Genomic DNA, 21,496 nt, shown 5'->3' on the forward strand with positions numbered 1-21,496 from the left:
GCTCACACGTGGATCGGGTGCGACGTGCGGCCTGACGCCGAGTCGATCTCGCTGTGCGCCTTGGTGAGCATCTGCATCGCGAGTTCGTTCAGCGCGCGGGCGCCGGCGATCTCCTCCCCGACACGTGGCTGATGGGAGTCGGTGTGGTGCCGTGTGGCGTGTCCGTGGGCCCGTACTTCGGTGCCGTCGGGAAGCCGCACCATCGCCACCGCCCGCGTGTGCTGGTCGTCCTCCAGGAACTCCAGCTCGACATGCCATCCCACTGTGGTGTGCATCATGACGATCACCTCCGGAAGAACTGCTTCCAGGGTGCTCCTTCCGGGGCGCCCGCGCCTAGTCGGGTGCCACGACGCTTTCGTGTACAGATGCCGCCCCCGGACGAACGGCGCAACTCGGGATCAGGTGACACTCGGCACAGAACCTACGACTGACGGTCGCGGCCTGCTTCCATGGAAGATGTCGCGCGCCGGACCTGGCCCCGCCGTCACCGCCACCTCCCCCGTTAACCACCCCGGGCCACACCAAGGACATGCGCTGCTGCTTCTCCGCTCATCTGCCCGCTCTCGCAGCACTGTCGGCCTTCCCCGGCCCCTGCGAGGTGCTGCGCTCCGGCGCGCGTCTCGCGCCTGCCCTGGCGCGGTCGGCCTCGGCCGCCGTACGCCGGGCCCGCTCCCATCACCCCGATGACCTGGCCGCCGTCAACCTGGAACTGGTCACGCTGACCGAGGACCGTGCCGTCATCACCTGGTACACCGCCATCCCCGGCACCAACGACGGCCTGGGCCACCCCCTCCCCGCGATCACCGAGGGCGAGGTCGTCTACGGCACCCACCCCGGCCGGCTCAACCGCACCGCGTCCGAGGGCCGGACGACCGCCCATCACCAGGTCGAGCTCACCGACCTGGAGCCGGGGCAGACGTACTACTACCAGGCCCGCTCCCGTGGCGTGGCCGCGACGCCCACCCCGCTGCATCTGGTACGCGGCAACGCGGTGGGCACCTCGACGTTCGGGTTCGGCTCCGGCGGCGGGCCGTACTCCTTCACCACCCCGCAGCCCCCGCCCGGCCGGCACCTGCTGTCGATCGCGCTCTGCAACGACCTGCACCTCGGCGAGACCACCGCCGGACTCGTCGGCGGGCTGCCCCTGCTGCGCGGGGTCGCGCAGCAGCCGGGGCGGGCGCCGTATCCGGAGCTCATGAGCCGGGCCCTGGTCGAGGAGGCCCGCCGGCGCGGGGCCGACCTGCTGCTGGCCGGGGGCGACATCTCGGCCGGCGGGGCGGCCGCCGACCTGGGCGAGGCCCGGCGGATCCTGGACGGCTTCGGCACGCACGGGCAGGACTACTTCGTCGTCCGCGGCAATCACGACCGCTCCCAGGACAGCGGCACCTTCCGCGCGGCCTTCCCGGTCGCCGACGGACCCGGCTACTTCGCCCGTGACCTCGGCGGGCTGCGGATCATCGGCCTCGACACCTACGCCAAGTCCGGCAACGGCGCCGACGCGGGCGGCCTCGGCCCCGAGCAGCTGGCGTGGTTCCGGGAGCGGCTGCGGGAGCAGCCCGACCAGCCGACGGTGGTGTTCGGCCACCATCCGCTGGCCGTACGGGACTCCCTCTTCCCGGTGACCCGCGGCCAGTGCCTGGAGCGCCGACAGGCCCGCGCCGTCGTCGACGCCTACGCCGCCGCGCCCGGTGTCTTCCTGCACCACGCGGGCCACACCCACCGCAACAAGCGCACGACGCTGCTGCGCGCCCCGCACGTCACCCATCAGGAGGTCGCCGCCGCCAAGGAATACCCCGGCGGTTTCACTCTTCTGCGCATCCACTCCGGCGGCTACGCCCTCAACCACTACAAGGCCGGCGCCACGGCGGCCCGGCAGTGGAGCGAGCGCAGCAGACGGGTCGCCGCCGGTCTGTGGCCGCACCACGCGCTCGGCCGCTCGGTCACCGACCGCAACAGCATGCGGGCGCACGACCTGTCCGGGGTCGCGGGGCGTGAATAGCGCGTGACGGTGGGTGTTCGTAGCATCGAGACATGGCGACCCTCTGGGAGCTCATGCGCGACTGCATCCCCGACGACCATGCCCGGCAGGTCACCTCGCGGTACTACGTCGACGAGGTGATGGCCGCCCCCGGCGCGCCCGGGCTGGTCGTCGACCTGGGGTGCGGCCGTGGCACCTCCGCCAAGCTGTTCCGCAGGCACGACCCCGATGTGCGGTGGGTCGGCGTGGACATCCGTGACTCGCCGGAGGCCGGCCAGCGCACGCCGGGCGGCGACCCGGTCGTGCACTACGACGGCGTCCACCTCCCCCTCGGCTGCGGCTCACTCCCGCTGGTCTACTCGCACCAGGTCTTCGAACACGTCGCCCGTCCGCGCGAGCTGCTCGCGGAGATCGCCCGGGTGCTGAAGCCCGGCGGCCGCTTCATCGGGTCGACGAGCCAGTTCGAGCCGTACCACTCCTTCAGCCTGTGGAACTACACGCCGTACGGCTTCCGGATGCTGGTCGAAGAGGCCGGGCTGGCGCTGGAGGAGATCCGGCCCTCCCTCGACGGGGTCGCGCTGATCATGCGCAGCTACCTCGGCCGACCGCCCGAGTACAGCCGCTACTGGGACGAGCAGTCCCCGCTCAACACCGAGATCGACGACTGGGCGAAGCAGGGCCGCCGCAAGACGGCCCTGGTGAACCTGCGGAAGCTGACGTACTGCGGCCAGTTCGCGTTCCGGGTCACCAAGCCGGCGCTCGCCGCCTAACTCGTGTGCAGCATCATCCCGATCCCGACAACGAGCAGCACCGCCGCCGCGATCCGGGGCGCACCGAAGCGCTCCTTGAAGAACACCGCCCCGATCGCCGCCCCCACGATGATGGACGACTCCCGCAGCGCTGCGATCGGCGCCAGCTCCGCCTTCGTCTGCGCCCACAGGACCAGCGCGTACGCGGTGACGGACAGCGCGGCGCCGAGCAGCCCGATCGCTGCGAACGGCCGCAGCAGGGCGACCGTCTCCCCGCGCAGGCGCCAGACCGTGTACGCGGGGACGACGAGCCCCTCGACTGCCATCAGCCAGGCGATATAGCCGAGCGACGACCCCGACGCCCGCACGCCCAGCCCGTCGAGGACGGTGTACGCGGCGATGCTCAGCCCGGTCGCCAACGCGGCGCCGATCGCGGCCCAGTCGGGCCGGCTCCCGCGCAGGCCCCACAGGGCCACGCCCGTAAGTCCCGCGCAGGACAGGGCGATTCCGGTGGCCGCCCAGCCGTCCGGCACCTCGTGCGCGAACACGGCGGCGAGCACGGCGACCACGAGCGGCGCGGTGCCGCGCGCGATGGGGTAGGCCTGTCCGAAGTCGCCCAGCCGGAAGGACTTCATGAGCAGCGCGAAGTAGACGATGTGGACAACGGCGGAGGCCAGCAGATACGGCCACGCCCGCGCCGCCGGGAACGCCCCGAAGGGCATCAGCGCCAGCCCGATCAGCACCCCGCCGCCCGAGATGAGCGTGAACGCCACCAGCTTGTCGGTGATCTTGTGGGCGATGGCGTTCCAACTGGCGTGCGTGACGGCCGCCAACAGCACGGCGGCGGTGACCAGCGGGGTCACGAAGTCAGCTCGCGCACGTCCACGAGGGTGGCACCGGCATGGGCGACGAGGTCCTTGGGGGCCATGGGGAAGACCGCGTGCGGATTCCCGGCGGCGGCCCACACGACCTCGTGCTCCAGCAGCGACCGGTCGGCGAGCACGCGCGTCTTCGTACGGTGCCCGAAGGGCGGCACGCCCCCGATGGCGTACCCGGTCGTCTCCCGTACGACGTCGGCCTTGGCCCGCGTGACCTTCTGAACGCCGAGTTCCTTCCGGACGAGCTCCAGGTCGACCCGCGACGCCCCGTCCATCAGCACCAGCACCGGCACCCCGTCCGCCGCGAAGATCAGCGACTTGCAGATCTGACTCAGCTCACACCCAACGGCCGCGGCGGCCTCGGCGGCGGTACGGGTGGCGTCCGGGAAGCGCCGGATCCGGGCGTGGAGGCCGGTCAGCCCGAGCTCACGAAGAGCCTCGTCGAAGCGGGTCATGCCCCGCAGGCTAGCTGGCGGACACGTGCATCACGAACGAATTCCAGGTGCCGGGGGCGACGGTGAAGTGGCCCCGGTCAAGAGGGTGTGGGCCGAGATCAGGAGTGGTACAGCACCCGCACGACCATCGTGTCCGTCGGCAGGGCGTCCAGGTAGGTGTTGAACCACTCCCGGTAACCGGGCCCGCCGTACTCGACCCAGCGGCCGTCCAGGGTGAGCAGCGCCGTGCTGGGAAGCACGTCGGCTGCGCGTTCTGCGATGTACGCCTCCCGGTCCCGGCCGAACGAGTCGTAGGGGCTGTGGGTGAACCGCTCCCTCAGCTCCGGGTCCCGGGCGATGGCCCGCAGCACCGACTCCGGACCGGTGTGGCGGGCCTCGAACCTCCGCCAGTCGTCCCAGCGGCGCGCGGCGTCCCGGGCCACCTCCGCCCGGTCGGTGTCGAGGTCGAGCAGTCCGCGTGGACCGCCGTGGCACCGCGACCGGGGCAGCTCCTCGGCCGGCTCTCTCCACTCGTCGTGCCTTACGAGGCGGGGGTCGTCCTCGTGCCCGGGCAGAACGGCGAACTCACACCCGGCGCCCGAGATGAACCAGTAGTCCCACTCCCCCACCCAGTCCGGGTGGGGGATGTCCTCGCGGTTGTAGTCGTACGGAGCCATGGCCCGTCCGATCGCCCGGCGCAGCGACTCGGGGTCCTCCGGGTCGCAGGCGGGTACACAGACGGTGACGCGTCCCTTGGCCATGGCTCCTTCTTCGCTGCTCTCTTTTTGCGGGCGGTCAGACGCGTGCCAGCTCCTTGTCCGGGTCCGCGCCCTTCGCCCGGTCCTCGTCCGTGCGCAGGCCCTCGCCCTCCACGTCCACGTTCGGCAGGGCCCGGTCCAGCCACTTCGGGAGCCACCAGGCGCGGCGGCCGAGCAGGGCGAGCACCGCCGGGACGATCGCCATCCGCACGATGAACGCGTCGAAGAAGACCGCAATCGCCAGTCCGAAGCCGATCATCTTGACCATGGACTCGGACGAGCCGATGAAGCCCGCGAAGACCGCCATCATGATCACGGCCGCGGCCGTGACGACCCGCGCGCCGTGCTTGAACCCGGTCACCACCGCCTGGCTCGGCTTCTCGCCGTGGACGTACGCCTCGCGCATCCGCGTCACGAGGAACACTTCGTAGTCCATGGCCAGGCCGAAGACCACGCCGACCATGAAGATCGGCATCATCGACATCACCGGGCCGGTCTCCTCCACGCCCATGAGGCCCGCGAACCAGCCCCACTGGAACACCGCGACCACCGCGCCGAGCGCCGCCATCACACTCAGCAGGAAGCCGAGCGCCGCCTTCAGCGGGACCAGGATCGAGCGGAAGACCACGATCAGCAGGAGGAATGCGAGGCCAACCACCAGCGCGAGGTACGGGATCAGCGCGTCGTTCAGCTTCTGCGAGACGTCGATGTTCATCGCCGTCGAGCCGGTGACCAGCACGGTCGCGTCCGTGTCGGCCTTCACCTCCGCGCCCTTGTCACGGATGGAGTGCACCAGGTCCTCGGTGGTCACCGACGACGGCTTCGACTTCGGGATGACCGTGATCGTCGCCGTGTCGCCCGCCTTGTTGGGCGCCGCCGGCGTCACCGTCACGACGTTCTTCAGGCCCTTGATGTCATCGCCGACCTGCTGGAAGACGGCGTCCGGATCGTCGTTCCCCTTCGCGTCGACCACGACCATCAGCGGACCGTTGAAGCCCGGCCCGAAGCCGTCGGACAGGAGGTCGTACGCCCGCCGCTGGGTCGTGGACGTCGGCTGCGAACCGTCGTCGCCCAGACCCAGTTCGAGGGAGCCCGCCGGGACGGCCGCCGCTCCGAGACCTACGACTGCCAGCAGCAGCACGGCGATCGGGCGGCGTACGACGAAGCTGGCCCAGCGGGTGCCCATGTTCGGCTTGGTCCTGCCGGAAGCCGCCTTCTTCTCGGCCCGGTTGCCGCCCATCCACCGGCTCTTCCTCCCGGCGGGCTGGACCTTCTTGCCGGCGTAGCCGAGCAGCGCCGGGATCATCGTCAGCGCGATCAGCACCGCGATCACGACCGTGCCCGCCGCCGCGATGCCCATCTTGGTCAGCATCGGGATGTTGACCACCGACAGACCGACCAGCGCGATCACGACCGTCAGGCCCGCGAAGACCACCGCCGAGCCCGCCGTGCCCACGGCCCGGCCGGCCGCCTCCTCGCGCTCGCGGCCCTCGGCGAGCTCGGCGCGGTAGCGGGAGACGATGAACAGGGCGTAGTCGATGCCGACCGCGAGGCCGATCATCATCGCCAGCGTCGAGGTCGTGGAGCCCAGCTCCAGCGCGCTCGCCAGGGCGGTGATCGTCGAGATGCCGATGCCGACGCCGATCAGGGCGGTGAGCAGCGGGAGCCCTGCCGCGATCAGCGAGCCGAAGGTGATGACCAGGACGACCGCGGCGACCGCGATGCCGATGATCTCCGTGGCTCCGGTCTCGGGCGTCGTCTGGAGCGCGTCACCGCCGACCTCCACGGTCAGCCCCGCGCCCCGCGCGTCCTGCGCGGCGTCCTCCAGAGCCTCGCGCGAGGAGTCCTTCAGCTCCATGCCGGAGACCTCGTACTTCACGGACGCGTACGCGATCGTGCCGTCCTTGCTCACGGCCTTCGCGGTGTACGGGTCGGCGACGGAGGCCACCTCGGAGCCGTCGGACAGCTCCTTGACGGTGTCCTGCACGGTCGCCTTGTTGCCCGGGTCGGTCATCTTCTGGCCGTCCGGTGCCTTGAAGACGACCCGGGCCGTGGCGCCGTCGGCGCTCATGCCGGGGAAGCGCTGTTCCAGCAGGTCGAAGGCCTTCTGCGCCTCGGTGCCGGGGATCGAGAAGGAGGTGGTGCCCGCCGCGGGCGCACTGGCCGCGCCCACACCGGCGAGGGTGAGCAGCGCGACCCATATCAGGGCGACGAAGTGCCGTCGCCGGAAGGCGAGCCGGCCGACTTTGTAGAGGAACGTGGCCACGAGGGCAACTCCCGGTCAGGTCGTGGGGGTTGGTACTTGGGCAGGGGTGATCAGCCCGACGACGTGAGCGGTTACGTCAGGAGGAGGGCTAGCTGAGGGGACTCGTCAGTTGACGCGAACGCCGAGGGCGGGGAGGACCACGGCGTCGATGTACGACGTGAGGAACGTCTGGGTCGGAGGCTGGTCGTCGATCAGCGTGCGGGTGGCGAACGCGCCGACGAGCATGTGCACCACGTAGCCCAGCGCGGGACAGTCGGCGCGGATCTCGCCGCGGTCGACGGCCCGCCGGACCACCCGGTGGAACTCCTCCATCTCGGGTTCGATCAGCAGTTCCTTGAACGCCTGGAGGAGGTCCGGGTTGCCGTGCACCGCCATGAACAGACCCCGCATCAGCGCGGCGTTCTGCTGCATGGTGCAGTCGTCCTCACGCGAGGTGAGGGCGTGCAGGTCGCCCCGCAGGGTCCCGGTGTCGACGTCGCCGATGCTGCCCGGCTTGTTGTGCCGGATCGCCTTCGCCACCAGCTCCGGCTTGCCGCCCCACTGGCGGTAGAGCGTCGCCTTGCTGGACCGGGTGCGGGCCGCCACGGCGTCCATGGTGAGGGCGTCGTAGCCGACCTCTCGGAGCAGGTCGAGCACGGCCGCGTACAGCTCGGCCTCGCGCTCGGGGGTGATACGGCTGCGACGTGCCGATGCGACCTCCGCCACCGCTGTCACCTTCCCTCTCCGAACGACACGGTTTCGTACACCACGACGATAGCGCACCCGCGAGCGAAACGAAACGGTTTCGTTCGTGTTCTGACTCACGCGACGGCTTCATGGGGGAGATGTCACGAGTTGCTCAGGTACGTCCACGGGAAAAGCATGGGGAGGTGAGCTATCTGCGCCTGCCGCACCTCCATGACGACGTGCTGTGCTTCGTGGCCGAGGACGACCTGTGGCTGACCCCCCTCGACCGCCCGGGCCGCGCCTGGCGGCTCACCGTGGACCGCACCAAGATCGGCCACCCCCGCTTCTCCCCCGACGGCCGGCACATCGCGTACACGAGCTGGCGCAGCCTGGTCCCCGAGATCCACCTGGTCCCGGTGGACGGCGGACCGGGCCGGCAGCTCACCCACTGGGGGTCGGCGGACACCCAGGTGTGCGGCTGGACCCCCGACGGCGTGATCCTCGCCGTCGCCTCCCACGGCGAGCCCTTCTCCCACTACACCTGGGCCTACAAGGTCCGCCCCGACGGCGACCCCGGCCGCAAGCTGCCCTGGGGCCCCTGCTCCGACATCCAGGTCGCCGACCTCGACGGCGAGCGCAAGAGCCTGCTCCTGACCGGCACCCCACCGCACGAACCGGCCTCCTGGAAGCGCTACCGGGGCGGCGCCACCGGCCGCCTGTGGCTGCACGGCGAACGCCTGCTCGCGGACCTCGCCGGGCACCTCGCCTCCCCCATGTTCGTCGGCGGCCGGATCGCCTTCCTCTCCGACCACGAGGGCGTCGGCAACCTCTACTCGTGCGCCTACGACGGCACCGACCTGCGCCGCCACACCGACCACGACGCCTTCTACGCCCGGTGCGCCTCCAGTGACGGCACCCGGGTGGTGTACCAGTGCGCGGGCGACCTGTGGATCGTGGACGACCTGGCCGCGGACTCCGAGCCGCGCAAGCTCGACGTACGGCTCAGCGGGCCGCGCGCGGGCCGGCGTACCTACCAGGTGCCCGCCGCCCAGCACGTCGACGGAATCTCCGTGGACGAGACGGGCCGCGCGAGCGCCGTCGTCGTACGCGGCAGCCTGTACTGGCTCACCCACCGCGACGGCCCGGCCCGCACGATCACCGACACCCCGGGCGTACGGGTCCGGCTCCCGGAGATGCTCGGCCCGGTCGGCCAGGTCGCGTATGTGACGGACGCGGAGGGCGAGGACGCGATCGAGATCGCCCACCTGCCCCGCGCGACCGGCGACCGCGAGCCTCGGCGCATGGCCTCGGGCGAGGTGGGCCGGGTCCTTGAGATGGTCGCCGACCCGAAGGGCGAACGCCTCGCCATCGCCGCGCACGACGGACGGCTGCTCCTGCTCGACGCGACCGAGGACTCGGGCGGCGAGGTCACGGAACTGATCCGGTCGGTCAACGGACCCGTGCGGGACCTGGCCTTCTCCCCGGACGGGACCTGGCTGACCTGGTCGCACCCCGGGATCGGCCGGACCCTGCGCCAGATCAAGCTGGCCCGCATAAAGGACAGTTTGATCGTCGATGTCACGGGCGGCCGGTTCGAGGACGAGAACCCGGTGTTCACCAGGGACGGCCGCTATCTCGCCTTCCTCTCCTGGCGGGGCTTCGACCCGGTGTACGACGTCCACACCGGCGACCTCTCCTTCCCGCTCGGCTGCCGCCCCTACCTGGTACCCCTGTCCTCCGCGACCCCCTCCCCCTTCGCCCTGAACCCCGAGGGCCGCCCGGCCGCCGGTGGCCTGGACCCGGTGGAGGACGAGGAGGGCGACGGCGGCGGCGCGACGACCGTCGAGGTCGAGGGCCTGGAGAGCAGGGTCACCCCCTTCCCGGTCACCGCCTCCAAGTACTCGGCGCTGTGCCCGGTCTCGGGCGGCGGGCTGGTGTGGCTGCGCTGGCCGATCTCGGGCGCGCTGGGCGAGACGTTCGCCAACCCGGACGACATGACGGGCCGGCCGACCCTCGAACACTTCAGCATCACCAAGGCCAAGAAGTCCGAACTCGTCGACCATCTCGACTGGTTCACCGTCAGCGGCGACGGCACCCGCCTGGTCGTGGTCGACGAGGGCGAACTACGGGCGGTGCCCGCCACCGAGTCCGGCGACGGCGACACCACGGTCTGGATCGACGCCCGCCGCATCCTGCACGAGGTGGACCCGGCGGCCGAGTGGAGACAGTCCTACGAGGAGGCGGGCCGGCTGATCCGGGCGTACTTCTGGGAGCCGAAGATGTGCGGCATCGACTGGAACGCGGTCCTCGACCAGTACCGCCCCCTGGTCGAACGGGTCGCCTCCCCCGACGAGTTCGCGGATCTGCTCCGCGAGGTCCTGGGCGAGCTCGGCACCTCGCACGCCTATGTCGCCGCCGCCCGCCGCAACGAGGGCCCATCGCACTACCAGCGCTGGCAGGGCCTTCTGGGCGCCAACTTCGTGCGCCGCGACGACGGCTGGATGGTCAAGCGCATCCTGCCCGGCGAGTCCTCCGACTCCAAAGCCCGCTCCCCGCTGGCCGGCACGGGAATCCGGGAAGGTGCGGTGCTCACCCACGTCGACGGCCGCCCCGTGGACCCGGTCGCCGGCCCGTATCCCCTGCTCGCCGGGGCGGGCGGTACGACGGTGGAGCTGACGTTCACCCCGGCCGAGGGCGAGGGGGGCCGGGCCCGCCGCGTGGCGGTGGTCCCCCTCATCGACGAACGCCCCCTGCGCTACCAGGACTGGGTCGCCAAACGCCGCGCCGTCGTACGGGAGTTGAGCGGCGGCCGCTGCGGATATCTACACATCCCGGACATGGGCGGCTCGGGCTGGGCCCAGTTCAACCGGGACCTGCGCATGGAGATGTCCCGGCCCGCCCTGATCGTCGACGTACGCGGCAACGCGGGCGGCCACATCAGCGAACTGGTGGTGGAGAAGCTGACCCGCACGATCCTCGGCTGGGACCTCACACGCAACGCCCAGCCGGTGTCGTACGCCTCGAACGCCCCGCGCGGGCCGATCGTCGCCCTGGCCGACGAGGCGACCTCCTCGGACGGCGACATGATCACGGCGGCCTTCAAACTCCTCAAGCTGGGCCCGGTGGTGGGCCAGCGCACCTGGGGCGGAGTGGTCGGCATGACCGGCCGCCACCGCCTGGGCGACGGCACGGTGATCACGGTCCCCATGAACGCGGCGTGGTTCGACGCGTACGGCTGGAGCATCGAGAACAAGGGGGTGAGCCCGGATGTCGAGGTCCTTCGCACGCCGCTGGACTGGGCGGAGGGCAGACACGCGCAGCTGACGGACGCGGTGACGCTCGCGCTTGAGCTCCTGGAGACGAACCCGCCGGCAACGCCCCCCGACTACGCGCATGTCCCGGACCGTTCGAGACCGAAATTGCCGCCACGCACTTAGGGCACGGCCGGGCAACTCCACAACACAAACGCGGGGCACCCCCAGAACCAGGGGGCACCCCGCGTTTCAGCGCAACGTCTGACTACCGGTCGTAGTCCTCGTCGAACCGCTCCTCGTCCTCACGCATCCGCTCGGACTCCTCGTCCCGCTGCGGCCGCTGACGGCGCTCCTGCTGGCCCTGCTGACCGTGCTGGCGCGCACGCTCCTGCAGCTGCTCGGACTTCTCCTTGAACTGGTCCTTCATGCCCATGTGGGTTCACTCCCGTAGTGGGTGGGGGGTTGGCCCCTCGCTGGGGCCTCGACCAGATTCACACGGGCGACAACCCTGCGCATGTCGATCAGTTACGCCGCGTAATACGCTCCTGCTCATCGGCGGCGCCGCCCGCTCCGACCAGCCCCGTCCGCACCCCCTGAAGCCGGTCCCCGAACCGCCGCATCTCCCGCTGCCCCACGGCCCCGATGATCCCCGGCAGATACCCGCGCACACCCTGCATCCCGCGCAGCCACCACTGCGCGTACACATGGCTCGACCGCCGCTCGATCCCGGCCACGATCCGGTCGACCGCCGGCCCCAGCGGATAGGTCTTGTTGGACGGCCACGGCAGCCGCCCCCGCAACTCCCGCATGACGTCGTCCTGATCGGCCCCGCGCACCATGTCAGTGTCGGTCCAGGACAGATACCCGACCCCCACTCGCACGCCCTTGTACCCGACTTCGGCCCGCAGACTGTGCGCGTACGCCTCCACACCCGACTTGGACGCGCAGTACGCCGTCATCATCGGCGCCGGGGTGATGGCCGCGAGCGAGGCGATCTGGAGCAGATAGCCCCGGCTCTCCATCAGCACCGGCAAGAACGCGCGGGCCGTCACCGCCGACCCGATGAGATTGACCTCGATGACCCGCCGCCACGCCTCCGGGTCGGAGTCCATGAACGGTCCCCCGCTGGCGACACCCGCGTTGGCGACGACGATGTCGACCTTCCCGAACCGTTCCTTCACCTCCTGCGCGACCCGCGCCATCGCCTCGTGATCCGTCACATCGGCGTACCAGTGGTCGCTGTCGCCGTGCAGTCGTTCGCAGACCTGCTTGAGGGCGTCCGGCTCAAGGCCCACGAGCGCCACCGTGGCACCGCGCGCGGAGAGCTTGCGCGCGAGCAGCTCGCCGACACCCCGCGCCGCGCCCGTGACGACGGCCACCTGTCCTTCGAGGCTCACCCTGCTCATGCGCCCTCCTTCACCTGCGTGTGCGTCCTGGTCTGCGGGTACGTCGTGACGAGTTCCCGTATCTTCGCGGTCACCAGCTCGGGCGCCTCGACGGGCGTCATGTGCCCGAGGCCGGGCAGTTCGGTGACACCGAGGCAGTTCGGCAGCGCGGCGGCCAGCGCGTGTGCGTGCACCGGCGGGGTCAGCCGGTCGGCCGTGCCCACGATCACGGCGGTCGGTGCCGTCAACTCCCGTACACCGTGGTCGAGATCGAGCAGGTCGAGCACCCGCGACCAGGCGTGGCGCACCTTGCGCGGGCACGCGTGCACGATCCGCGCGCACGCCTCGACCATGTGCGGGGCCGAACCGGGGCCCATCGTCGCGTACTTGAGGATCGCCCGGGCGATCGGCGTGACCGGCCCGAGCGGCGCCCGCGAGCCGAGGACGCGCCCGGTCAGCCAGGTGCGCAGCCGGCCCGCGCGCAGGGGTATCACCGTCGACTCGGCGACCAGCCGCGAGGCGCCCGTGCTGCACAGCAGGACGGCGGCGGCATGCTCGCGAAAGCACGGACGCGCGGCGGCGGCCATCACCGTCATGCCGCCCATGGAGTGGCCGACGATCACGGCCTTCTCGCCGGGTCCCAGCGTCGCCTTCAGTACGGCTTCGAGGTCGTCGGCGAGAGAGTCGGTGCTGTACGCCGAGCCGACCGGGCTGCGTCCGTGGCCGCGCTGGTCGTAGGCGATGACCCGGTGGTCGACGGCCAGTTCCCGGATCTGCGCGGCCCAGAAGGCGGTCGAGCAGGCCCAGCCGTGCGCGAGGACGACGGCGGGAGCTTCCATGTCGTCGACGGGTCCGTGCACCTCTATGTGCAGCCGGGCCCCGTCGGCGGACTCGGCCGTCAGCTCGCGGGCGGGGGCGGGAGGGGCGTACGGCCCGGAGGCCACGTTCATCAGGCGGCTCACGCGACGACCTCCGCGCTCTTGTCGTTGTCGGCCTTGACCGGCGCCCGCACGACGGCGTACTCCGCGAGATCCACCCGCCGTGTCGCCTGCCGGAACTCGCTCGTCGTACCGGGCCAGATGGTGGTGTTACGGCCGCTCGCGTCGAGGTACCAGCTCGTGCACCCGCCCGTGTTCCACACAGTCCGCTTCATCCGCTCCTGCACCCGCCGGTTCCAGGCCTGCACGGCGCTCGGCCGCGCGTCGAGCGCCACCCGACCACCCAGGACGTTCAACTGCCGTACGAAGTCGGCCAGGTAGTTCAGCTGGGACTCGATCATGAGGATCATGGACGAGTTCCCGAGGCCGGTGTTCGGCCCGATGATGGTCATCCAGTTCGGGAACCCGGCGGCCGACGCACCCCGCAGCGCCTCCATCCCGCCCTTCCACGCCTCGGCCAGCGTCTTGCCCTCCGCGCCCACGACCCGCTCGGCGATGGGCATGTCGGTGACATGGAACCCGGTGCCGAAGACGATCGCGTCGACCTCGGCCTCACTTCCGTCGGCGGCCACGACGGTCGAGCCGCGGATCTCGCTCAGCCCACTGGCGACGACGTCCACATTGGGCCGGGCGAGCGCCGGGTAGTACTCGCTGCTCAGCAGGATCCGCTTGCAGCCGATGCGGTAGTCGGGGGTGAGCTTGGCGCGCAGCGCCGGGTCCTTGATGGAACGGCCCATGTTCCGCTTGGCCAGGTTCTCGACGAGTCCCAGTTCGCCCGGACGCTTGGTGAACGCCTGGACCTGCAACTCCCGGATGCCCCACAGCAGTCCGCGGCGCAGCCGGCTGGTGAAGGGCAGGGCCCGGTGCAGGGAGCGCTCGGCTCCGCTGATGGCGCGGTCGATGCGGGGCATGACCCAGGGCGGGGTGCGCTGGAAGAGGGTCAGCCGGTCGACCTCGGGCTGGATGGCCGGCACGATCTGGATGGCGGAGGCGCCGGTGCCGACCATGGCGACGCGCTTGCCGCGCAGGTCGTAGTCGTGGTCCCAGCGGGCGGAGTGGAAGACCTTGCCGGGGAAGGAGTCGAGCCCCGGGATGTCGGGGATCTTCGGGTCGGACAGCGGCCCGGTGGCGGAGACGACGAGGTCGGCCGACAGACTCCCGCTACTGGTCTCGATGTCCCAGCACAGCCGCTCGCCGTTCCAGGTCATCCGCTTCACCTCCGAGTCGAAGCGGATGTGCGGCCGCAGCCCGAAGACATCCGTCACATGCTCCAGGTACGCGCGGATGTGCTCCTGCCCGGAGAAGGTGCGCGGCCAGTCGGGATTGGGCGCGAAGGAGAACGAGTACAGATGGGACGGCACATCGCACGCGCACCCCGGATAGCTGTTGTCCCGCCAGGTGCCCCCGACGCTGCCGGCCCGCTCCAGCACCACGAAGTCGGTGACGCCCTCGCGCCGCAGCCGTACGGCGGCCCCCAGCCCGCCGAACCCGGACCCGACCACCGCGACCCGCACATGTTCGCGTTCGGCCATGCCTGTGCCTCCACACATCGAACCGGAACCACGCCAGTGAACACTGGCGCAATGGGGAGAGTAGAGGAGGTCCGTACCGACCGGTAGGGGTCGGAGCCACGAAAGTTACCGCCGGTACGAATTAAGGTTCCCCAGTGACCGAGAAGCGTGAATACCGCATGGAGGAGCTCGCCCGTCTGGCCGGCATCACGGTGCGCACCCTGCGCTTCTACCGAGAACGCAAGCTGATCCCGCCACCGCGCCGCGAGGGCCGTATCGCCTGGTACGACGACCACCACCTGGCCCGTCTGCGCACCATCGCGGCACTGCTGGAGCGCGGCCACACCCTGACCGGCATCGGTGAACTGGCCGAGGCCCTCGACCACGGCCGCGACGTCGCCGACGTCCTCGGGGTCAGCCCGACCGAGGAGGAACCGGTCCGCCTCACCCCCGAGGAGCTCGCCGCCCGCTTCGAGGGCCAGGTCACCCCGGAGAACCTCGCCGCCGCGCTGGACCTGGGCTACCTGGGCACCGACGGCGACGAGATCGTCCACATCAGCCGCCGCCTGCTGGACGTCTCCTCGGCCCTGGTCCGCGAGGGCATCCCGCTCGCGGAGGTACTGGCGGCGGGCGCACGGGTCCGCGAGCACGTGGACGACCTGGCGGAGATGTTCGCCGACCTGGTCCTGCGCCACGCCCACGAGCAAGACCTCCCCCGCCTGCGCCCACTCGCCCGCAGCGTGGTGGAGGCGGAGCTGTCCCTGGCACTGGACCGGCGGCTGCGGAAGCAGCAGTAGCTCAAACCCTCTACAAAGCCCGGAGATTCACACTATCGAAGTACCTTTCCGCCTTTGGTACCCGGAATGACGTTCGCGCTCCGAGAGTGAGATCGAAAAGGCCCCGGCGGCTGTTCCAGCAGCCCCGGGGTATGGCCGACACTGCCCAAGGAGCGTCGACATGCCCAAGAGTAGCCCCCGACCAGCCCTGCGCACGCCCCACTCGCCCTCCGCCGGGCAGCCGAGGGCGCTTGCGGCCCTGCGTCTCAGTTGCCTCACGAGTGTGACCACTTCGCCGAGCCGACAGCGGTCTGCCATCCAGCTCTACGCCGAGAGGCTCGGCTTCACTCTGGTCGCCGAGGCGTCGGACCTTGGGATCTCGGCCCGCCGGACGTCCCCGTTCGAGAGGCCTTCCCTCTCGTCCTGGCTGCGTCGGCCTCACGACTACGAAGCCGTCGTGTGGTCACACGTGGATCGCGCCGTCCGCTCCGTGGCGCACATGGTGGAGTTGATCGCGTGGGGTCGACAGCACGCCCGGACACTCGTATTCGGCATGCCCGAAGCCGACCACCCGCTAGTTGTGACACCGCAGGCGGACGGCGCGACCATCCGGCGGTGCATGGACCTTGCTCACGACGCCGAGCAGGAGGCCCGCACCATCTCTGCGCGGCTCAGCAGCTGCCATGAGGCATTGCGTGCCGCCGGTCGCTACGGAGGCGGGTTGGTCCCCTTCGGCTACCAGAAGGCACCGCACCCCTCAGGCAGCGGGTGGTGCCTGACTCCCGAACCCGAGAGCGCAGCGCTCATCCGCATGATCGTGGACGATGTACATGCGGGACGGTCGCTGAACGCCATCGCACGCGAACTGAACGCCTCAGACATGCTGGTGCCACGCGACCGTCATGCCCAGCTCCGGGGACGCCCAACTGGCGGCCGTCGCCACGGACGTGACTTCGAACGATTCCGTTGGACTTCAAGCACTCTGTCCAAAGTGCTACGCAGCCCGTCACTGATGGGACATCGGATTCACGGAGGGAGGACGGTTCGCGACGCATCGGGTGCCCCGGTCCTCATCGGACAGCCGGTACTGTCCGATGAGGAGTTCCAGGCGCTGCAACACGCCCTTGACGCACGCTCCGTCGGCCCTCGTTCACCGAGCGACCGAACGACCGCGCTGCTCACCGGCGTTGTGCACTGCGCAAGCTGTGAGGGACGCATGTACTTCGCCGCGCGCAAGGGCTATCCGTACGGCGACTACACGTGCCGAACATCGACTCGGGGTGGAGTGTGCCCCGCCCCAGCGGGCATGCGGTCCGACTGGCTTGAAACGTACACGGTCGACCGCTACCGCGAGGCCGCGACGGACATCACCGTCTCGCGAGCACTTCTCCTAGCAAGCGGCGTGCGCGTCACCGTCGCCAAGGGCCACTGTGGCGGTGGCCCCGCCCGGCTGGCCGGGCCGGACATCTCACGCCTGACCTTCACGCTCGGTGAACGCCTCGGGGCACGCCCAAACAACTGAGGCCTGAGGGGCGGACCGAGCGAGGCATGCGATTTTCCCGATCACCTCGCTCGGCCCGCGTCACATCTCGAAGACCACCGATACCGGAGCATGGTCCGACCACCGCTCCTGGTGGCTTGCCGCTCGCTCCACGACTGCCTTGACGGCCCGTGCCGCCAGCCCAGGGGTCGCCACGGCAAGATCAATGCGCCACCCTGAATCGTTGTCAAAGGCGCGCCCGCGGTAGGACCACCACGTGTACGGCCCCTCGGTGTCCGGATGCAGCGCCCGCACGACATCGACGTAGCCGCCCGCGGCGGGGTCGAGCACCTGGGTCAGCCACTCCCGCTCCTCCGGCAGGAAGCCGGAGTTCTTGGTGTTGCCGCGCCAGTTCTTCAGGTCGGCCTGCTGGTGGGCGATGTTCCAGTCGCCGCAGACGAGGACCTCTCGGCCGTCGGCGGCGGCGCGCTCGCGCAGGCCCTTCAGATAGGCCAGGAACTCGCCCATGAAGCGGACCTTCTCGTCCTGCCGCTCGGTGCCGACCTCGCCGGAGGGGAGATAGAGCGAGGCGATGGTCACACCCGGCAGATCGGCCTCGACATAGCGGCCGCTGCCGTCGAACTCCGTCGACCCGAAGCCGACCTGGATACGGTCGGGCTCGCGGCGGGTGTAGAGGGAGACCCCGGCGCGGCCCTTGGCGGCCGCGGGCGCGTGCACGACATGCCAGCCGTCGGGCCTGCGGACGTGCTCGGGCAGCTGCTGCGGCTCCGCGCGCACCTCCTGGAGGCACAGCACATCGGCCTCGGTGCCGGCGAGCCACTCCACGAAGCCCTTCTTCGCGGCGGCCCGCAGCCCGTTCACATTCACAGAGGTCACAGTGAGCACTCCGGCACCCTACCGGCACACTGGACGGTGTCCGGTTCTGGAACCTCTTGACTTGAATTGATATACGGTATCTAGCATGTATATACGTCGCGTCCCCTTCGACCACCCCGACGCCGTGAAGCTCAACGACCAGGTCCAGGCCGAGTACGCCGTCCGCTACGGCGACGACGGCGACGCCACACCCCTGGCCACGAGCGACTTCACGCCGCCGAACGGCCTGTACCTGATCGCGTACGACGAGCTCGGCGTCCCCGTCGCCTCCGGCGGCTGGCGGGCCCAGGACGACAACGGCGAGGGCAACCAGGACGGCGACGCCGAACTCAAGCGGATGTACGTCGTCGAGGCGGTGCGCGGGCGCGGCCTAGCGAGACGCATCCTGGCCGCGCTGGAGGAGGACGCGCGGGCGGCGGGCCGTATCCGCATGGTGCTGGAGACCGGCGCCAAGCAGCCGGAGGCGGTGGCGCTGTACACGTCCAGCGGGTACGAGCCGTGCGAGAAGTTCGGCTACTACCGCTTCCACGAGCTGAGCCTGTGTTACGCGAAGGCGCTGTGAGCGGTCACTTCCGTGCCGCGTTGATGCGATACAGGTCCCGTACACAGAGGTTGAGGACGACGGCGGCGACGATGAGTCCGGCACACGCCACCAGCACCGTCCGGTCGTCCCACATGCCCGCCGCGAGAGCGGTGAGCAGATAGCCGAGCGGAATCGCCAGCCGCTCCCCGACGCTGTTGAAGGCGCTCATCCGCCCCAACTCCCCCGGCGGCACATGCTGCTGGAAGGCGGTCGTCCAGGTGACGATCGCCACATCCAGCCCGATCCCGGCGAGCAGCGCGGCCAACAGCAGCCAGGGCAGCGGCAGTCCCCAGCCCATGACGAGCAGCGGTGCGGCGAGGGGCGCACCGGCGGCGACGGCCACGACCATCAGCCGGTACGGGCGCCAGCGCAGGCACACCACGGTCCCGGCCAGCAGCCCGGCCGAGAAGGCGCCCGCCACGAGCCCCCAGTCCCGCGCCCCCGCGTACCGCTCCGCCGCGACGACGGGCCCGAGCAGCTGGAACCCCGCGAGCCACGCGGCGACGAGGACGGTGCCGCTCGCCGTATAGGTCCACAGCCAGGTCCGCGACCAGAAGCCGGTCCAGCCCTCCCGCAGATCACCGAGCGCGCTGCCGACGGTGACGGGCGCGTCCAGGCGCAGCCCGAGCAGCAGGAAGGCGGCCACGGCGAAGGTGAGCGCGTCCCAGGCCAGCGCCCAGGCCGGGCCGCTCACCGCGACGACGACTCCGCCGGCGGCCGGTCCGAGCACCTTGACCGCGTTGCTCGGCAGTCTGAGCAGGGCGTTGGCCTGCTGTAGCTGCTCCGCGGGCACGATCTGGGCGACGGCCCCCTGGGTGGCGGGCACGGTGAAGGCCAGGGCCGTCCCCGCGAGGAAGCCGCAGACCGCGATGGAGGTGGTCGTCGCGTGCCCGGTGGCGACGGTCACGGCCAGCGCCCCTTGGGCCGCGGCCGCCAGCAGGTTGCCGAGGAAGAGCAGCCGGCTGCGGGACACCCGGTCCGCAAGCACTCCGCCGACGAGGAGGAAGACGATGGTCGGAACGGAGTTCGTGGCGAGCACCACACCGAGGGCCCCGGCTCCCCCGCCTTGTTCGATCACGGAGTAGGCGAGTGCAAGGGGCGCCATCGCGGAGCCGGTGGCGGAGATGAGGCTGGCGGTCCCGAACCGGCGGAAGGCCGCGTTGCGCAGCGGCGTCACGCGTCTCGCCGGTAACCGTGCGGCGGTCCTTTCCACAGTCCCCCTCAACCCGTGGCCCCTTGGGAACAGCAAAGATCCCGCCCGATCAACCGATCGGACGGGATCTTTCCAACTCGCCAGATCTCTCTGAAGAGTTGTTGCGGTGGACCTGAGGGGATTTGAACCCCTGGCCCCCTCGATGCGAACGAGGTGCGCTACCGGACTGCGCCACAGGCCCTTGCAACGAGTGAAACTTTAGCACCCCGATCGGTCTGCTTGGAAATCCGTTCCCGGCCGGGCCGACCGGACCCGCCGGGGGCGGGTTCCCTGGTCGCGGCCGCTACTCGTTCGCCGCTCGGGGCCGGTCGCCGTCCTCGTACTGGTCGAACAGCGGGGTACGACCGCGCTCGCGGGCCCGGCGGGCGGAAGCGGCGGAGGGGGTCCCCCCGCGCGAACGCGACCGGGCGTGCGGGAGGGCGTCGCCCCGTCCGCTCCCGTCGGCCTTGCCCTCCCCGCGAGCCGTCTCGCCGGCGTCCGCGTCCCGCCCGGCGGGGGCCGCCTCGGCGCCCGCCTCCCGGTCCCGGGCGACGGAGCTCGACCGGGCCGAGCTCCAGGCGTCCGGCGCCCCGAGGTCCACGTCGGCGGAGGCACGCGGAGCGACCGGTGCGGTGACGTAGGTCGGCAGGGGCACCGGGACCGGGTCCCAGCTGTCCCCGTGGCCCGGCCGCCGCCGGCGCTCGCGCTGCTGGTCGACCCACTCGGCGTGATCGGTCTGCTCGACGAGGGCACGCCGGTCCGCGGCGAGGGCGGACAGCCCGGGATCGGTGCCTGGTTCGGGCCCCGCGTCGGGCTCGCCGGCACCGGGCCCGGCGTCGGCGCTGCCACGTCGGCGTGACTGCCGCGCATGCTCGCGCAGCCGCTGGGCTGCGGCCTCGGCACGGCGGCGGTCCATCTGGTAGGCGAAGCGGCGGCGCTCCTGGGTGCGCAGATGCGCGATGTATCCGCTGAGCATCACGGCGGGAATGCCGGGCGCCCAGAGGAACGCGAGCCCGCCGACGGCGGCGACGATCGCCCCGAGTGTGAAGGCGAGGAAGAGAACGACGGTCGTACGCCTGCGGCGCGCGAGTACCTTCGTGCGCCGGGCCCGCGCTGCGGCTGCCTCCCCCGAAGGCGGACGCCGGGCCGCGGGCACCCGCTTGCGCGCCTGGCCCGCCTGGCCGGCGCCCGGTTCGGCCGTGGATGCGCCGACGCGCTCGGACGCCGGCTTGGCGACCGGTTCGCGGGCGGGTTCACGGGCCGGCTCCGGGCGCCCGGATGCCTGCGCCTGGGCCGTCGACTGGGCGGTGGCCTGGGTCTGCGGACGGGTCGGAGGTACGGCGAAGGCCCGGACGTCCACCGACTCGGTGACGTCGCCCGGGTGATCGGCGCTGGGCTCCCCCTCCTCGGTGGAGCGCGCGCGCAGGTCCTTGGCGTACCGGCGCTCCATCCCCGCCCGTCCGGACAGCAACCGGATGGCTGTGCTGAAGCGTTCCGTCGGACGGGCCTCGTTCAGCTCGTCCTGCCTACGGAGCCACATCGGCACCAAGTAGGCGGCCCAGGCCCCGACAATGACTGCGTAGATGAGGCCGCTGCTGCTCACGCCTCACACGGTAGAGGGGTTTGCATGAGGCCATCTGCCAATTGAGCCGGTGTGTCGCACGATCTGGCTGATATTTCGAACTTTTTTTGTGACCGATGCGATCAGCAGCCCGCTCGGGGAGCGAATTTAATGCCCTGAGCCGGTCATC

The 21,496-nt window shown here is 70.9% G+C and carries 19 protein-coding genes and 1 tRNA gene; 6 read left to right on the forward strand and 14 right to left on the reverse strand.

Annotation, left to right across the window (positions count from 1 at the left end):
- Positions 1 to 2 precede the first annotated feature (2 nt).
- Complete coding sequence (locus ACZ7NC_RS05675) at positions 3 to 278, reverse strand: DUF1876 domain-containing protein (protein WP_471485176.1); 276 nt, start codon at positions 276 to 278, stop codon at positions 3 to 5.
- A gap of 251 nt (positions 279 to 529) precedes the next feature.
- Between ACZ7NC_RS05675 and ACZ7NC_RS05680 the strand changes: the two genes are divergently transcribed.
- On the forward strand, positions 530 to 1,999 hold the full coding sequence (locus ACZ7NC_RS05680; RefSeq protein WP_471485178.1) for a purple acid phosphatase family protein: 1,470 nt from the start codon (positions 530 to 532) through the stop codon (positions 1,997 to 1,999).
- A gap of 32 nt (positions 2,000 to 2,031) precedes the next feature.
- Positions 2,032 to 2,748, forward strand: a complete 717-nt coding sequence (locus ACZ7NC_RS05685) for a class I SAM-dependent methyltransferase (RefSeq protein WP_471485179.1) — start codon at positions 2,032 to 2,034, stop codon at positions 2,746 to 2,748.
- Here the strand turns inward: ACZ7NC_RS05685 and ACZ7NC_RS05690 are convergent.
- The 5 genes from ACZ7NC_RS05690 to ACZ7NC_RS05710 form a co-directional block, all read right to left on the reverse strand.
- A complete protein-coding gene (locus ACZ7NC_RS05690; protein WP_471485180.1) occupies positions 2,745 to 3,590 on the reverse strand; it encodes an EamA family transporter in 846 nt (281 codons plus the stop codon). The two genes, ACZ7NC_RS05685 and ACZ7NC_RS05690, sit on opposite strands and share 4 nt — an antisense overlap.
- The gene (locus tag ACZ7NC_RS05695; protein ID WP_471485182.1) at positions 3,587 to 4,060 is read right to left on the reverse strand and encodes a YbaK/EbsC family protein; all 474 of its coding nucleotides are present in this window, start codon (positions 4,058 to 4,060) and stop codon (positions 3,587 to 3,589) included. The genes ACZ7NC_RS05690 and ACZ7NC_RS05695 overlap by 4 nt, the downstream gene beginning before the upstream one ends.
- Before the next feature lie 98 nt (positions 4,061 to 4,158).
- Positions 4,159 to 4,800 (reverse strand): hypothetical protein, encoded by a 642-nt coding sequence (locus ACZ7NC_RS05700; protein WP_471485184.1) that lies wholly within the window; start codon positions 4,798 to 4,800, stop codon positions 4,159 to 4,161.
- 34 nt (positions 4,801 to 4,834) lie between these two features.
- Positions 4,835 to 7,063 carry an MMPL family transporter gene (locus tag ACZ7NC_RS05705; protein WP_471485186.1) on the reverse strand — a complete coding sequence of 743 codons (2,229 nt, stop codon included), beginning with the start codon at positions 7,061 to 7,063 and terminating at the stop codon, positions 4,835 to 4,837.
- A 105-nt stretch (positions 7,064 to 7,168) separates the two neighbouring features.
- The gene (locus tag ACZ7NC_RS05710; RefSeq protein WP_471485188.1) at positions 7,169 to 7,768 is read right to left on the reverse strand and encodes a TetR/AcrR family transcriptional regulator; all 600 of its coding nucleotides are present in this window, start codon (positions 7,766 to 7,768) and stop codon (positions 7,169 to 7,171) included.
- Positions 7,769 to 7,932: 164 nt separating this feature from the next.
- Between ACZ7NC_RS05710 and ACZ7NC_RS05715 the strand changes: the two genes are divergently transcribed.
- Positions 7,933 to 11,166 (forward strand): S41 family peptidase, encoded by a 3,234-nt coding sequence (locus ACZ7NC_RS05715; protein ID WP_471485190.1) that lies wholly within the window; start codon positions 7,933 to 7,935, stop codon positions 11,164 to 11,166.
- An 82-nt stretch (positions 11,167 to 11,248) separates the two neighbouring features.
- Here ACZ7NC_RS05715 and ACZ7NC_RS05720 read toward each other — a convergent pair whose 3' ends face one another.
- From ACZ7NC_RS05720 to ACZ7NC_RS05735, 4 genes are all read right to left on the reverse strand, one after another.
- On the reverse strand, positions 11,249 to 11,416 hold the full coding sequence (locus ACZ7NC_RS05720) for a hypothetical protein (protein ID WP_471485192.1): 168 nt from the start codon (positions 11,414 to 11,416) through the stop codon (positions 11,249 to 11,251).
- A gap of 88 nt (positions 11,417 to 11,504) precedes the next feature.
- Positions 11,505 to 12,389, reverse strand: a complete 885-nt coding sequence (locus ACZ7NC_RS05725; RefSeq protein ID WP_471485194.1) for an SDR family oxidoreductase — start codon at positions 12,387 to 12,389, stop codon at positions 11,505 to 11,507.
- On the reverse strand, positions 12,386 to 13,330 hold the full coding sequence (locus ACZ7NC_RS05730) for an alpha/beta fold hydrolase (RefSeq protein WP_471485196.1): 945 nt from the start codon (positions 13,328 to 13,330) through the stop codon (positions 12,386 to 12,388). The genes ACZ7NC_RS05725 and ACZ7NC_RS05730 overlap by 4 nt, the downstream gene beginning before the upstream one ends.
- Complete coding sequence (locus tag ACZ7NC_RS05735) at positions 13,327 to 14,838, reverse strand: flavin-containing monooxygenase (RefSeq protein ID WP_471485198.1); 1,512 nt, start codon at positions 14,836 to 14,838, stop codon at positions 13,327 to 13,329. Before ACZ7NC_RS05735 ends, ACZ7NC_RS05730 begins: the two co-directional genes overlap by 4 nt.
- A 134-nt stretch (positions 14,839 to 14,972) precedes the next feature.
- Between ACZ7NC_RS05735 and ACZ7NC_RS05740 the strand changes: the two genes are divergently transcribed.
- Both ACZ7NC_RS05740 and ACZ7NC_RS05745 read left to right on the forward strand, forming a co-directional pair.
- Positions 14,973 to 15,614, forward strand: coding sequence for a MerR family transcriptional regulator (locus ACZ7NC_RS05740; protein ID WP_471485199.1), 642 nt, complete (start codon positions 14,973 to 14,975; stop codon positions 15,612 to 15,614).
- A 160-nt stretch (positions 15,615 to 15,774) separates the two neighbouring features.
- Complete coding sequence (locus ACZ7NC_RS05745) at positions 15,775 to 17,115, forward strand: recombinase family protein (protein WP_471485201.1); 1,341 nt, start codon at positions 15,775 to 15,777, stop codon at positions 17,113 to 17,115.
- Between the two features lie 60 nt (positions 17,116 to 17,175).
- Here the strand turns inward: ACZ7NC_RS05745 and ACZ7NC_RS05750 are convergent, their stop codons facing one another.
- Positions 17,176 to 17,970, reverse strand: coding sequence for an exodeoxyribonuclease III (locus ACZ7NC_RS05750; protein ID WP_471485203.1), 795 nt, complete (start codon positions 17,968 to 17,970; stop codon positions 17,176 to 17,178).
- Between the two features lie 85 nt (positions 17,971 to 18,055).
- On the opposite strand from ACZ7NC_RS05750, the gene ACZ7NC_RS05755 reads away from it, so the two are divergent.
- On the forward strand, positions 18,056 to 18,532 hold the full coding sequence (locus ACZ7NC_RS05755) for a GNAT family N-acetyltransferase (protein WP_471485205.1): 477 nt from the start codon (positions 18,056 to 18,058) through the stop codon (positions 18,530 to 18,532).
- 4 nt (positions 18,533 to 18,536) lie between these two features.
- Here ACZ7NC_RS05755 and ACZ7NC_RS05760 read toward each other — a convergent pair whose 3' ends face one another.
- From ACZ7NC_RS05760 to sepX, 3 genes are all read right to left on the reverse strand, one after another.
- Positions 18,537 to 19,721: an MFS transporter gene (locus ACZ7NC_RS05760; protein ID WP_471485384.1), complete on the reverse strand. Its 1,185-nt coding sequence runs from the start codon at positions 19,719 to 19,721 to the stop codon at positions 18,537 to 18,539.
- A gap of 152 nt (positions 19,722 to 19,873) precedes the next feature.
- A tRNA-Ala gene (locus tag ACZ7NC_RS05765) sits at positions 19,874 to 19,947 on the reverse strand.
- 102 nt (positions 19,948 to 20,049) lie between these two features.
- Positions 20,050 to 21,348: a divisome protein SepX/GlpR gene (gene sepX / locus ACZ7NC_RS05770; RefSeq protein WP_471485207.1), complete on the reverse strand. Its 1,299-nt coding sequence runs from the start codon at positions 21,346 to 21,348 to the stop codon at positions 20,050 to 20,052.
- Positions 21,349 to 21,496: the final 148 nt, after the last annotated feature.

The organism is Streptomyces sp. NPDC111802 (assembly GCF_055634335.1).